This is a genomic window from Planococcus glaciei (assembly GCF_900099655.1).
Classification (GTDB): Bacteria; Bacillota; Bacilli; order Bacillales_A; family Planococcaceae; genus Planococcus; species Planococcus glaciei.
Map to the genome: position 1 here is coordinate 36678 of NZ_FNDC01000015.1, position 12537 is coordinate 49214.

Annotated in this window: 11 protein-coding genes; 7 read left to right on the forward strand and 4 right to left on the reverse strand. The window is 48.2% G+C overall.

The window, feature by feature from the left end; translation table 11 throughout:
• The first annotated feature begins 57 nt into the window (after nt 1–57).
• Together BLQ32_RS16215 and nagB are read left to right on the forward strand one after the other, a co-directional pair.
• On the forward strand, nt 58–897 hold the full coding sequence (locus tag BLQ32_RS16215; RefSeq protein WP_316046791.1) for a MurR/RpiR family transcriptional regulator: 840 nt from the start codon (nt 58–60) through the stop codon (nt 895–897).
• 18 nt (nt 898–915) lie between these two features.
• Nucleotides 916–1653, forward strand: a complete 738-nt coding sequence (gene nagB / locus BLQ32_RS16220) for a glucosamine-6-phosphate deaminase (protein WP_036810118.1) — start codon at nt 916–918, stop codon at nt 1651–1653.
• A 49-nt stretch (nt 1654–1702) separates the two neighbouring features.
• Here nagB and BLQ32_RS16225 read toward each other — a convergent pair whose 3' ends face one another.
• Nucleotides 1703–2464, reverse strand: coding sequence for a neutral zinc metallopeptidase (locus tag BLQ32_RS16225; RefSeq protein ID WP_074511165.1), 762 nt, complete (start codon nt 2462–2464; stop codon nt 1703–1705).
• Nucleotides 2465–2789: 325 nt separating this feature from the next.
• Here BLQ32_RS16225 and BLQ32_RS16230 point away from each other — a divergent pair, with 325 nt between their 5' ends.
• Complete coding sequence (locus tag BLQ32_RS16230; RefSeq protein ID WP_074511167.1) at nt 2790–4589, forward strand: M3 family oligoendopeptidase; 1800 nt, start codon at nt 2790–2792, stop codon at nt 4587–4589.
• A gap of 342 nt (nt 4590–4931) precedes the next feature.
• Nucleotides 4932–5726: an ABC transporter ATP-binding protein gene (locus tag BLQ32_RS16235; RefSeq protein WP_074511168.1), complete on the forward strand. Its 795-nt coding sequence runs from the start codon at nt 4932–4934 to the stop codon at nt 5724–5726.
• A 24-nt stretch (nt 5727–5750) separates the two neighbouring features.
• On the opposite strand, the gene BLQ32_RS16240 is transcribed toward BLQ32_RS16235, so the two are convergent.
• A complete protein-coding gene (locus BLQ32_RS16240; RefSeq protein WP_083335375.1) occupies nt 5751–6809 on the reverse strand; it encodes a mechanosensitive ion channel family protein in 1059 nt (352 codons plus the stop codon).
• Nucleotides 6810–6990: 181 nt separating this feature from the next.
• On the opposite strand from BLQ32_RS16240, the gene BLQ32_RS16245 reads away from it, so the two are divergent.
• Nucleotides 6991–8445 carry an amidase family protein gene (locus tag BLQ32_RS16245; RefSeq protein WP_074511170.1) on the forward strand — a complete coding sequence of 485 codons (1455 nt, stop codon included), beginning with the start codon at nt 6991–6993 and terminating at the stop codon, nt 8443–8445.
• 319 nt (nt 8446–8764) lie between these two features.
• A complete protein-coding gene (locus BLQ32_RS16250) occupies nt 8765–9187 on the forward strand; it encodes a CBS domain-containing protein (RefSeq protein ID WP_074511171.1) in 423 nt (140 codons plus the stop codon).
• A 76-nt stretch (nt 9188–9263) separates the two neighbouring features.
• On the opposite strand, the gene BLQ32_RS20060 is transcribed toward BLQ32_RS16250, so the two are convergent.
• Nucleotides 9264–9998 (reverse strand): nuclease-related domain-containing protein, encoded by a 735-nt coding sequence (locus BLQ32_RS20060; RefSeq protein WP_074511173.1) that lies wholly within the window; start codon nt 9996–9998, stop codon nt 9264–9266.
• A 231-nt stretch (nt 9999–10229) separates the two neighbouring features.
• Nucleotides 10230–11054, reverse strand: a complete 825-nt coding sequence (locus BLQ32_RS16260) for an aldo/keto reductase (protein ID WP_074511174.1) — start codon at nt 11052–11054, stop codon at nt 10230–10232.
• 234 nt (nt 11055–11288) lie between these two features.
• Between BLQ32_RS16260 and BLQ32_RS16265 the strand changes: the two genes are divergently transcribed.
• Complete coding sequence (locus BLQ32_RS16265; RefSeq protein WP_074511176.1) at nt 11289–12500, forward strand: MalY/PatB family protein; 1212 nt, start codon at nt 11289–11291, stop codon at nt 12498–12500.
• Nucleotides 12501–12537: the final 37 nt, after the last annotated feature.

Below are 12537 nucleotides of genomic sequence, written 5' to 3' on the forward strand. Positions count from 1 at the left end.
ACCATAATTAAGACTTGAAGCACCAGTGGAATATTTCAACTGATTGGGGGCCAAATGATGGATTCGAGAACAATTGCTGGACCGAAACCTTCCCTATTAATGGAACAGCACAAGCACAATTTCACAAAATCCGAACATAAAATCTACGAATACATCCTGTCGAACCCGAACCAGGTCCTCTACCATTCTTTGACGGAATTGTCCGAGCTGAGCGGTGTTGCCGAAGCGACTGTCTTGCGCTTTTTCCGCAAGCTCGGCTTTAAAGGGTTCCAGGACTTTAAATTCCTGTTTGCCCAGGAAGTGCCGGCTGCGGATCATTCCGAAAACGACGAGTCCTTTATTTACCGGATCCGCAACAACATCATCCAGGCGGTCGAAGACACATCGGATGTCGTCGATGCTGAAACTTTGGAAAAATGCATACGAGCCATCAACGATTCATCGGATGTTGTCATTTTTGGCATCGGGTCATCGGGCATTGCCGGGCTCGATATGCAAAACCGCTTGATGCGCATCGGCAAACATGTCAGCGTTATTACGGACTCCCACTTCCAGATTATGCGGGCGTCGTCGCTCAATGAAAATTCCGTCGTAATCGCCATTAGTTTGACAGGAAGCACGAAAGACATCATCGATGCAGTAAAGATTGCCAAAGAAAAGAACGCAGCCGTTATTGCGTTAACGACGTACGTGAAGTCGCCGTTAACAAAATACGCCGACCATATTTTGCTGTCATCGGCAAAAGAAAGTCCGTTGGACAGCGGATCGCTTGTGTCGAAAATTGCCCAATTATATTTGATTGATTTGATTTGCACGGGACTCACAATGAATAACTTCAAAAATGCAGAGAGTGTAAAGCGGGAAATCACGGAGCATATTGCAAGCAAGTTATATTAATCGATAGAGGTGGAAAAATTGCAACTTGTTAAAGTGGACAACTACGAGGAAATGAGCAAAAAAGCGTGTTCCATAATCATGGAGCATATTCAAGAGAGCCGGAATCCAGTCCTCGGACTGGCGACCGGATCCACGCCTGAAAAGCTGTATAGCTGTTTGATTGAAAAGTACAAGCAAGGCAAAGTGTCATTCGAGAGCGTGACGACCTTCAATCTGGACGAATACGTCGGGCTGAAAAAAGACGATGCGAACAGCTACCATCATTATATGAAGGAAAAGCTGTTTGATCATGTCGATCTTAGATCGGACCAGATCTATCTTCCGGACGGGCACTCTGAGGATTTAGAGCAGGATTGCCGGGCATACGAAAAACAGATTCAACGTGCAGGGGGCATCGGCCTTCAAGTACTTGGAATCGGGTTGAACGGCCACATCGGCTTTAATGAACCGGGAACGCCGTTTTCAAGCCGGACGCATGTGGTAGAGCTTTCCCCATCAACACGCCGCGCCAATGCCCGTTTTTTCCCAAGCATTGAAGAGGTGCCGACGCAAGCCATCAGCATGGGCATTGCATCAATTATGGAAAGCAAAAAAATCCTCTTGCTGGTGTCCGGTGAGCAAAAAGCGGAAGCGCTGCACCGTTTGCTGAACGGCGATGTGACGGAAGACTTTCCGGCATCCATCCTGCAGACACATCCGGATGTCACAGTCATTGCAGATGAACTGGCGCTTGAGCCTTCATTGTCAAAATCCTAAAAGAACCGTTTGCCAGCTTCTAATGGAGCCGGCAAACGGTTCTTTTTTATTAATATGGATTCAATAAATATGGGTCGCAGCTAGGGGCTGTGCCGTTGTTATAGCCTAAGAGAAACGCTTTGTTCCGTTCCTGCGGCGTGCCGTGTGTCGGATTCGGATCGTTGGGATCCTGTCCGAGGTCGGTTAAGGTCCGTTTCGCTTCGTTGAGATCACTCGCGTCGAGAAGCCCGCGGTCATTAACGGAACGGGCCCAGACACCTGCGAGGCAATCGGCGTTCAGCTCGAGGCTGCGGGACGTCGCCAGCGGTTCTTCTTCTTCGTAAACCGGCAGCCAGCCGAGTTCGGTCTGAAGGTTATGGGCATATTCATGCGCCATCACAAAAGCAACGGAAAAGTCGCCGGCCTTGTATGTGACAGGTGCCTCGTAGTTGGTCCGGTAGGTGCCGTCCCACAACTGCCTTGCCATTTCCTGTGTTAGGACAATTTGGTCGTCAAAGCCGCAGTAAAAGGCTTGCGCCGGGAAATCTGCCGGCTCTTCAACGGCGCAATTGGTAACAACCGGCACGCCGGGAGCCGGGAAGGAATAAGTTGCGGCAGGATCAGCGTAGCCGTCCCCGACCATAATCGGCGACCAAAATGCATCCAGGTCTTTTGCTAAATAAAGGAGGTAGTCATGCATCGAATGGCCAGGCGGCAAATCTTTTACATAATTGGGCTGCGGGGCCGCTGAAGCTGAGTTTTCCAAATGGGCCCATCCAGCTAGAAAGAAAGTGAATAGAAAGATGAACAGAACTTTTGCGATGTTTTTCATATGCATGCATCTCCTGAAGAATAAAATGTAGTTTCGATATAAAATATATTATCAGAATATTCTTACTTAATCTATAATTTTATTAATTTATCATTAAAATAATATTTTTTTGATATCAGTTTAAAGACATGAATGGGTTGTGCAAAGCCTATTTCAGCAGTCAAAAGAGAATTTTGGGGTTTCCCCTCACCATTCGGGAACGGCTCGTTTAGTGCAATGTATTTCCGGTGCAGGTTTCTAAGCAGAGAATCCGCCGATAACTTGAATTGAAAGAATTTTTAAACTAATATAGAGGAACACGGCTAAATAAAGGGGAGAAAAACAAATGGCTCAATATGACTTGACATGGGATCTGGAATCTATCTTTAAAGGCGGCAGCACGTCGCCGGAATTAAAAACCTACATAGCTAAATTTGAAGCGAATCTCAACGAATTGAAAGAGCTAGTGAACAGTTTGGCCCCACTCGACTCGCCGGAAAAAGTGCAGGAGCTGTCGCTGGCTTTGGAACTGCTGGACAGCACCACGAAACAGCTGCGGGAAATCGGCGCGTTTGCAAGCTGCCTGACCGCTCAGGACATCACCGACCATGAAGCGAAAATCCTTTCAGGAAAACGGAGCGAACTCGGTGCTGCGTTTGCGTCGGTCATGGCGAAGCTCGACCAGAAGTTTCTGCAGGTGGATGACGCGGTATGGAAGGGCATGCTCGAACAGCCAAGCCTGGAGCCGGTCGCTTTTGTGCTGGATGAACGCCGGTCGCAAGCAAAAGAAAAACTGCCGCTTGAACAGGAAATCCTGATCAACGATTTGTCGGTCAACGGCTATGCGGCCTGGAACCAGATGTATGCGAGCCTGGTCGGCAAAATGAGCATTGAACATACGGAAGATGGCCAAGTGAAAAAGTTGTCGATGGGGCAGGCCGCAAACCGTTTAAGTACGCCTGACCGGGCTGCACGCAAAGAAGTATCCGGCAAAATCAGTGCGGCGTGGCAGGAAGACGCGGATCTTTTCGCCGAAACCTTGAACAACCTCGCTGGATTCCGCCTGCAGACATATAAACACCGCGGATGGGACAATGTGCTGAAAGAGCCGCTCGATCTGAACCGCATGAGTGAGAAGACTTTGGACACGATGTGGGGAGCTATCAGCGATCAAAAAGCGCCTTTCGTGAAATATTTGAAGCGGAAAGCGAAACTGCTGGGCCTTGAAAGATTGGACTGGCACGACTTGAATGCACCGCTGACAAAGTCCACCCAAAAAGTCAGCTACGACGATGCGGCGGCGTTCATCCTGGAGCAATTCGGCAAGTTCAGCCCACAAATGGCCGAGTTTTCAAAGAAGGCGTTTGAAAAGCGCTGGATTGAAGCGGAAGACCGGGCCGGCAAGCGCCCCGGCGGTTTCTGCACCAGTTTCCCAGACAGTGAGCAGACCCGCATCTTTATGACATTTTCGGGATCGGCTACAAATATTTCCACGCTGGCGCATGAACTGGGCCATGCTTATCATCAGCACGTCATGAACGAAACGGAAGCGCTCAACCAGCGCTACGCTATGAACGTGGCTGAAACGGCTTCCACTTTTGCGGAAATGGTCGTCTCGGACGCGGCGGTGAAAAATGCTTCTTCCGATAAAGAGAAAATTGCGCTTTTGGAAGACAAGATCAAGCGCAGCATCGCGTTCTTCATGAACATCCATTCCCGCTTCCTATTCGAAAAGCTTTTTTATGAAGAACGGAAAAACGGAGCAGTATCGGCAGAGCGCTTGAACGAGCTGGCGGTGGAAGCTCAAAAAGAAGCCTATTGCGAAGAACTTGCAAGCTACAGCCCGACATTTTGGGCGTCGACGCTGCATTTCCACATTACCGGTGTGCCGTTCTATAACTTCCCGTACACATTCGGCTATCTCTTCAGCCAAGGCATTTATGCCAAAGGGTTGGAAACGGAAGGCGGTTTCGAAGAATCCTACAATGCACTCCTGCGGGATACCGGACGCATGACGGTGGAAGGGTTGGCGCAGAAACATTTAGGCGTTGATTTGGAAGAAGCCGCTTTTTGGGAAGATGCGATTGCGGTGTGTGTGAAAGATGTTGAAGAGTTTTTGGAGCTGACGGAAGTCGCTGTGAAGTAAAAGTTTCGCCGTCTGCAGAATCGGATTGATTCTGTAGGCGGCGTTTGCTTATTCGGTGAATTAACAAGCGGAGAGTTGGCTGCCGGATTTTGGGGAACTTCGATAGAAAACTTGAAAACTTCGATAGAAATTGAAAAAACTATAATAGAAAGTTTAAAAACTTCGATAAAAGTCGGAAAAACATCGATAGAGATAGTTGGAAACACCGATAAAGATTTTGGCCTATGGTTTTTGCCTGAGCAAAAAGCGGGTTGGGTTTTAGGAGGCCTTCGCTTTAGCGAAGGGCTTTTCCAATCGGATTTTGATCTGTTTCAAAGGTTTTTTATAGAAAGGGGCCCTACGATGAAAGTATTGGAACTGGAAAACGTTACACGCCGGCGGGACGGCAAAACGGTATTAAACAAGGTGAACTGGCAAGTCGAGAAAGGAGAGCACTGGGTGCTGTACGGTTTGAATGGCGCTGGCAAGACGTCGCTCCTCGATTTGATCAATGCCTATATTTTTCCAACGGAAGGCAAAGTGAGTGTTCTTGGATTGGAATTCGGCAAAACTTATCTGTCGGAGAAACTGCGCAAGCAGATCGGCTTTGTGTCTTCATCGCTGCAGCAGAAAATCAGTCCGTACGACAATGCCTACGAAGTGGTGTTGAGCGGCGCCTATGCATCCATCGGATTGTATGAAGAAACGACCGAAGCGATTGACCGAAAAGGCGTGGAGATATTAAAAGAGCTTGGCTGCCTGGAATATGCAAACCGTACATACGAAACCTTGTCGCACGGCGAGCGCCAAAGAGTGCTGATTGGGCGCGCCTTGATGGCGGAGCCGGCGCTGTTGGTGCTCGATGAGCCGGCCAATGGACTTGATTTCATTGCCCGGGAAATGTTGCTGGAAACGATTGAAGGCATTGCAAAGAAACCGGATGCGCCGACGATTATCTATGTCACCCATCATATTGAAGAAATCTTGCCGGTGTTTACTAAAACCTTGCTGCTAAAAGACGGAGCGGTATTTGCCTCCGGCCATACAAACGAATTGGTGACAAGTGAAGGGCTGTCGGCATTTTTCGGCATGCCGGTGGAAGTGGGCTGGAACCAAGGGAGGCCTTTGTTGTCGAAAGTGAAACGTAAATCCCGGTAGAAGGCCGTTGCCTGATATCGGGATTTACGTTTCTTTGGAACTCGGCATTTCGGCCAGCCGGATGGCATGTTTCATGAAAAGTTCGGCGATTGCATGGCGGATCCGGCTTTCAAGTTGTTCTTTCATCTCGATATCGACGACCCGGACCTCAACTGCAAAATCAAGCGAAGAATCCCGGAAATTGATAAAGCGGACATCCGGCGCCTCGTTTGGAATTCCGGGGAAGGCCTGCATTTCCTTGACGGCCGCTTCATGGAGCAGGGCATCCACTTGTTCGGTGTCGTTGCCATAAGCGACACCCACCACTACCCGGGCAAACAGTTTGGCGCTGGAACGGTTTTTGACGATTTGTTCGATGAAATACTGATTGGGGACGATAAGTGTCCCGTTCTTTAAGGTTTCAATGATAGTGGAACGCAGCGTGATTTTTGTGATCCGGCCAATATTTTTATCGATTTCGACCAGTTCGCCGACTTTCATCGGCCGCTCAAACAAAATGATGATGCCGGACACGAAATTCGCAGCGATGTTGCGTACGCCAAAACCGATGCCGATGCCAAGCACGCCGAAGACCACGCCGAGCGCTGTCAAATCCATGCCAACGGCGGTGAACCCAATGGCTAAGGCAATCAACATCACGACATAGTAAATGACCCGGTTGAGCGTATAGCTTAAGCTTTCATCAACGCCAAATTGCTTGTAGAAAACGGGCATGACGAAACGGTTGAATGCTTTCACCAAATGGCTCGCAAAATTTACCACAATGGCGACCACTACAACCAAGAATACCGATACTTTGATGCCGTCCGTTTCATAAAACGGATAAAACAGCCACTGTTCTTCCGAGAAATATAACAGAAAAAAAAGGATGGCACTGTAAATGGCGAGCCAATTCATCAAGTCTTCGAGCATCGGGAAAATCCGTTCGTTAAACCGCTTGGAGGAACCGAGCTGTTTCAGCAAAAACACAAGAAACGACCGCAGCGCAAAAATTAAGGAAAGGTAAATGAAAAACATAAAAAATTCCAGAAGGGAAATAGTCTTCAGAAATTCAATGCCATCGAATAATTGAGTGTTTTCCATTGTTTGTCCCTCATTTCAATATGCGGGCTATAGGTTAAATTTTCCCTTTATGCGCTTTTTTAAATCCTTTATTCGGTATAAGAATATATTGGCCAGAATATTATTTCCCATTTCGGAATAATTACTTATAATAGAGAAAGATGGAATGGAAGAAATTACAACACGACAGGGGCAGATGGTTATGGAAAAAATCGCATTTGAAATAGAAGAAGCAACGATCAAAGTCATTCAGCAAGCGTTTGAAGAAGAGGTGCTGACATCCGTTGAACTCGTCCAGGCTTATTTGGACCGGATCGAGATGTACGATAAAAATGGGCCGAAGATCAATTCGGTGCTAAGCATCAATCCCGATGCCCTAAAAATTGCTGAAGAACTCGATAGCATGCGGGGACAGGAAGGGCAGGGGCCGCTCTATGGAATTCCCGTCCTGGTAAAAGACAATATCAACACGACGGACGATATGCCGACGACAGCTGGGACCATTGCATTAAAGGACAACTTTGCGATTGAAGACGCCTTTATTGCTTCCCAGCTGCGCCAGGCCGGCGCCATTATCCTGGGCAAAGTCAATTTGAGCGAGTGGGCATATTTCATGGCAGATGAACAGGCACCGAGCGGCTATAGCGCCCTCGGCGGACAAGTGCTAAACCCTTACGAAGCGGACGTGTTTGAAGCAGGAAGCGTCGGCGGTTCCAGTTCCGGAACCGGGGCGAGCATCGCCTCGAACTTTGCTGTTGTAGGCATCGGTACGGAAACTTCAGGGTCTATTCTAAGTCCAGCAAGTGCCAATTCCATTGTCGGCATCAAGCCGACCGTTGGTTTGGTGAGCCGCACGGGCATCATTCCGATTGCGGAAAGCCAGGATACAGCAGGCCCGATGGCACGCACCGTGGCAGACGCAGCCATTACGCTCGGCGTTCTGACAGGAGTGGATGAGCGGGACCCGGCGACAGAACAGAGTGTTGGGAAAGGCTTGACGGATTATACCGCCCATTTGAAGGTGGACGGCCTGTCGGGAGCAAGAATCGGCATCGATTACAGCTACCTGAACGACAAAGAACCGGAAGAACGGGCCATCATCGAAGAAGCGATGGCGGAGATGGAAGCGCAGGGAGCAATTATCGTGGAAGTGGCGATTCCCCAGCAGGAATTCGAATCGGACGTTATGTGGTATGAGTTTAAACGAGGCGTCAATGCCTATTTGAGCACGGTTCCGGAAGAGGTGCCGGTGAAGTCGCTTGCGGACGTCATCGAATTCAACAAGCAGGACCCGGACATGCGCATGAAGTTCGGGCAGGCGATTCTTGAAAAGGCCGAGTCGTTGAGTGATGACCCGGCAGATCCGGTTTATTTGGAGCACCGGGAAATCGACCTTAGAATGTCCACTACGGAAGGCATCGACCAAGTGATGGCGGAGTACGGCCTGGATGCACTCTTGTTCCAGAACAACCGCGGCGCGGCAAAACCCGCGCGGGCCGGGTATCCATCCATTACGGTGCCGGCAGGTTACACGAGCAAAGGCTTGCCGGTCGGTGTAACCTTCAGCGGACTGGCTTGGAGTGAGCCGCGTTTGATTGAACTGGCTTACAGCTATGAACAGGCCACGAAAAAGCGCGTTGCACCGAAATTTGAATAAGCAGAGAAAGCTGCCGTTCCAATATCCAGTTGGGGCGGCTATTTTTTGTGGACATTTTAAGACTTAGGAAGCAGTTTATCCGGCAGGTAAGGGGGAACAGTATAGATGTGAAATTAGAGGAGGTGGCGGATGAATCAACTCATTAAAACCTTCAAATCATCAATCCACGTAAATAAAGCATGGATGCTCTGGCCGTCCTGCTAGTGTCGGATCCCAGTTGAACAAGTCAAAAGTTCGGTTTCGCATTGTTAGGATTTTGTCTTGAACTTCGTGAATAACGCTTACGGCTAGTTGGAAAACTAAAAGGAGGCTACAAATCATGAAAGTAATAGATATTATGACGACAGATGTACAAACTTGCACAATGGATGCGTCGCTTCGAGAAATCGCCGGAATGATGATGGAGTGGGATGTTGGTTCGATTCCGGTTGTTGAAAACGGCAGATTGGCAGGAATCATCACCGACCGTGACCTAGTTATACGCGGCATTGCTGCCGATTTTGGGCTGGATGCCTCGGTGAGAGAAATTCTTTCAGCAGACCTTGTAACCGGTCGGCCAGATATGGACTTGGAAGAAGCTGCGGACTTAATGGCTGAACACCAGATTCGCCGCTTGCCAATTGTGGAAGGCGACAAACTGCTCGGTATTGTTTCCTTGGGAGACGTTGCCGTGAAAGACCCATCCGATATGCACGCAGGCGCTGCCATTGAAGATATTTCAAAACCGGCTGAACCGAGCTGAAAATAGAACAAGATATTAACTAATATAGGAAAACCACGCTCATTTAGCTGAGCGTGGTTTTTGTTTTGTAAATCCATTACGCGGTAAAGCGGCATGTTGGAAAAGACGAGCAACCTTTGAAATTGCCGTGTTTTCCGATACGGGAGACGAGCGGGCTTCCGCAATTTGGACAGATGTTTGCAGAAAACTGTCTCTTTTTCCGGTGCTCGGTTTCTTTAATGGTCTGGACATGCTGCTTTTTCAACTTGGGATCTTTAATATTGGCTTTTTCCAAGTGATCAGCAAACGCGGCAATCGCCGGTTTAGACAGAATGGTTTCCTGGTAGGAGCGGATAGCACGTACGATGCCGGCAGTATGGAGAACATGAATGTGGCTGGAAGCTACATCTACTTTCTTCAACACGCTGTTGCCGGAAAAACTGATGATGGACACCATCGGCTGTTTATAGCCCGGGAAATGATGTTCCAGCATTTTGATGTGGCCATAGTTCTGGCGGATCGGGTTTTGGAACTGGCGTCTGGAATTGTAGATGGTCTGCGTCCATTTGGCGCTGTTCTCGGAACCGAAAATCCAGCCCTTGTAATTCTTTGTTTCGATTACAAAAATGCCCGTCCGCCCAATGACTACATGGTCAATTTGTGTGGTTTTCTTGCCGTCGCTCAATGTGATGTTATGGAGGACCCGGAAATCTTCTATATCGAGTCTGTTCAAAGCTGAGCGGACACCCAGTTCCCCGAAAAAGCCCTTTACAACGGGAGACTTTAACACGGCTGCAAGAATAATCATGAAAAGTAAGAATAGAAATGGCATAGGCACCTCGTAGGAATAATGTTTAGTCCTATTATCACATTTTATTACTTATATTGGAAGGTTTTTTTGGTGATTTTTGAAAAATTAGAATTGTGCAATGAGAACAAGCTTTACAGGATTGAACCCAATCGACTTTCTAAACCATCAGAAAAAGACTGAAGAGCTGTTATGAAATGAGAAAAAGCCTATCCCAAAAGGAATAAGCTTTTCACAGAACTATTTTGAGTCAGATTATCGCACATTCATTTCATTCGGATGCGAGCCTTTGCGGCGGTCTTTGTTCAAGGCATTAATCTGTTCCATTTCATCTGCGGACAGCTCGAAATCGAATACTTGGAAGTTTTCTTCGATGCGCGAAGGTGTCACAGATTTTGGAATGACAATCGTGTTGTTTTGCAAGTGCCAGCGCAGCACAACTTGTGCCGGTGATTTGCTATGCGCTTGTGCGATTTGCTGAACGGTTTCGTCCTGCAGCACTTCGCCGCCTTGGTCAAGCGGACTCCAGGCTTCAACGAAAATGTCGTGTTTTGCGCAGAATTCTTTCAAATCATTCTGAGCCAGGTACGGATGACATTCAATCTGGTTCAAGACAGGCACTACGTCGCATTCAGACAGCAAGCGCTCCAAATGCTCAATTTCAAAGTTGCAGACGCCGATCGCTTTGACGCGGCCATCTTTATAAAGCTTTTCAAGCGCTTTATATGTATCGACGTATTGGTCGAAGTCAGGAGTTGGCCAGTGGATCAAGTAAAGGTCGACGTAATCGAGGCCTAAACGCTCCAGACTTTCATCAAAAGCGCGAAGGGCATTGTCATAGCCTTGGTCGCTGTTCCAGACTTTTGTCGTGATGAAAAGTTCTTCGCGTGCCACGCCGGAATTTTTAATGGCTTCACCGACGCCTTTTTCGTTTTGGTAGATCATCGCGGTATCAATCGAGCGGTAACCGGATTCGATGGCTTTCGCTACAGCTGCAGTTGCCTGATCATCCGGCACTTGCCAGACGCCAAAGCCAAGCTGCGGCATTTTTAATCCATTGTTTAACGTCACAAATTCCATTTTGCAGTTCCCCTTTGTCTGGTAATTTTCATTGCAATAAAGAATACCCTTCTAGTATAAAGAGTAACCCTTATTCATGCATTTATTTCGACTTCAGAAGTATTAATTTTATAAGCTATAGGGGAAATTTACAGTAGTAAAGAGCGGTTCCCAGCTTAACAAAGCACGGTGTGGGGTAATGAAAGACTAGTTGCGTTACACTTAAGAGAGATTAAGACGAAAGGAAGTTGCGACATGAAATACAATTTTGATGAAATGATCAACCGCCGAGGCACGTATTCTTTAAAGTGGGACGGCGCTGACTTGATCAAGGAATTTGGCTTGACAGAACGCTACGACGAAGACACGATTCCGTTGTTTACAGCGGATATGGACTTGCCGGTGCCGCAGCCTTTAGTGGATGCCCTACATAAAACAGTGGACCACCGGATTTTCGGCTATACGGTATTCCCGCAAGAATATTATGAAGCGATCGAATCGTGGTTCTTGAAGCGCCACAATTGGAAAGTGAGCAAGCAGGATATCGTTTTCAGCCCCGGCACGGTTCACGCATTGAATGTTGCAGTCAAAGCCTTTACGAAGCCTGGCGACGGGATCTTGATCCAGCGGCCGGTCTATCCGCCGTTCACCGGTGCAATTGAAGGGAACGAACGGGTCGTCGTCAACAGCCCACTCGTGGCGGGAGCTGACTTGCATTACACCATCGATTTTAAAGATTTTGAAGAAAAGGCGAAAGACGAAAACACGAAGATGTTCATCCTTTGCCATCCGCATAATCCGACGGGGCGCATCTTCACCACAGAAGAACTGCGCAAAATAGCGGAAATTTGTGCGCGGCATGACGTCCTGATTGTGGCGGACGAAATCCACGGCGACCTGATCCGCCAAGACCAGAAGTTTATCCCGATGGCAAAAGCCGCAGGCAATACCGATAACTTGATCACTTTGACGGCCATCAATAAAACCTTCAATGTAGCGGGCTTGCATTGTACAAACGTCATCATTCAGAACGAAGACTTGCGTGCAACGTTCGCCACTGAAATGGGTATGCAGCTGCCATCGCCGTTTACGGTAGCAGCGTTGATCGCGGTCTACAACGAAGGTGAAGACTGGCTCGAGCAGCTGAAAGCGTATATCGACGGCACGATGCAATACGCCAAAGAATTTTTCGCAAAAGAAATGCCGCAAGTGAAAGTGTATATTCCGGAAGGGACGTATGTTTTGTGGCTCGATTTTAGCGGCTATGGCATTAACGCTGAAGAAATCCATGACCGCATCTATAACAAAGCCAATGTGCTTCTCGAAGACGGCGGTATGTTTGGCGAAGAAGGCTTGATGTATCAGCGCATCTGCATTCCGTCGCCGCGTCCGCTGATCCAGGAAGCACTTGAGCGGATCGCGAAGGAATTCAAGGATTTGCCGGTAGCAAGCACTATTGAAAACTAATGGAAAAGCGGTTCTCAAACGAGCAGTTGAGAGCCGC

What these genes read in the sequence shown, in the direction of transcription:
- BLQ32_RS16235 (WP_074511168.1), top strand. Translation starts at nt 4,932, where the DNA reads ATGAAAGTATTGGAACTGGAAAACGTTACACGCCGGCGGGACGGCAAA.
- BLQ32_RS16230 (WP_074511167.1), top strand. Translation starts at nt 2,790, where the DNA reads ATGGCTCAATATGACTTGACATGGGATCTGGAATCTATCTTTAAAGGC.
- BLQ32_RS20060 (WP_074511173.1), bottom strand. Translation starts at nt 9,998, where the DNA reads ATGCCATTTCTATTCTTACTTTTCATGATTATTCTTGCAGCCGTGTTA.
- BLQ32_RS16240 (WP_083335375.1), bottom strand. Translation starts at nt 6,809, where the DNA reads ATGGAAAACACTCAATTATTCGATGGCATTGAATTTCTGAAGACTATT.
- BLQ32_RS16265 (WP_074511176.1), top strand. Translation starts at nt 11,289, where the DNA reads ATGAAATACAATTTTGATGAAATGATCAACCGCCGAGGCACGTATTCT.
- BLQ32_RS16215 (WP_316046791.1), top strand. Translation starts at nt 58, where the DNA reads ATGGATTCGAGAACAATTGCTGGACCGAAACCTTCCCTATTAATGGAA.
- BLQ32_RS16260 (WP_074511174.1), bottom strand. Translation starts at nt 11,054, where the DNA reads ATGGAATTTGTGACGTTAAACAATGGATTAAAAATGCCGCAGCTTGGC.
- BLQ32_RS16250 (WP_074511171.1), top strand. Translation starts at nt 8,765, where the DNA reads ATGAAAGTAATAGATATTATGACGACAGATGTACAAACTTGCACAATG.
- BLQ32_RS16225 (WP_074511165.1), bottom strand. Translation starts at nt 2,464, where the DNA reads ATGAAAAACATCGCAAAAGTTCTGTTCATCTTTCTATTCACTTTCTTT.
- BLQ32_RS16245 (WP_074511170.1), top strand. Translation starts at nt 6,991, where the DNA reads ATGGAAAAAATCGCATTTGAAATAGAAGAAGCAACGATCAAAGTCATT.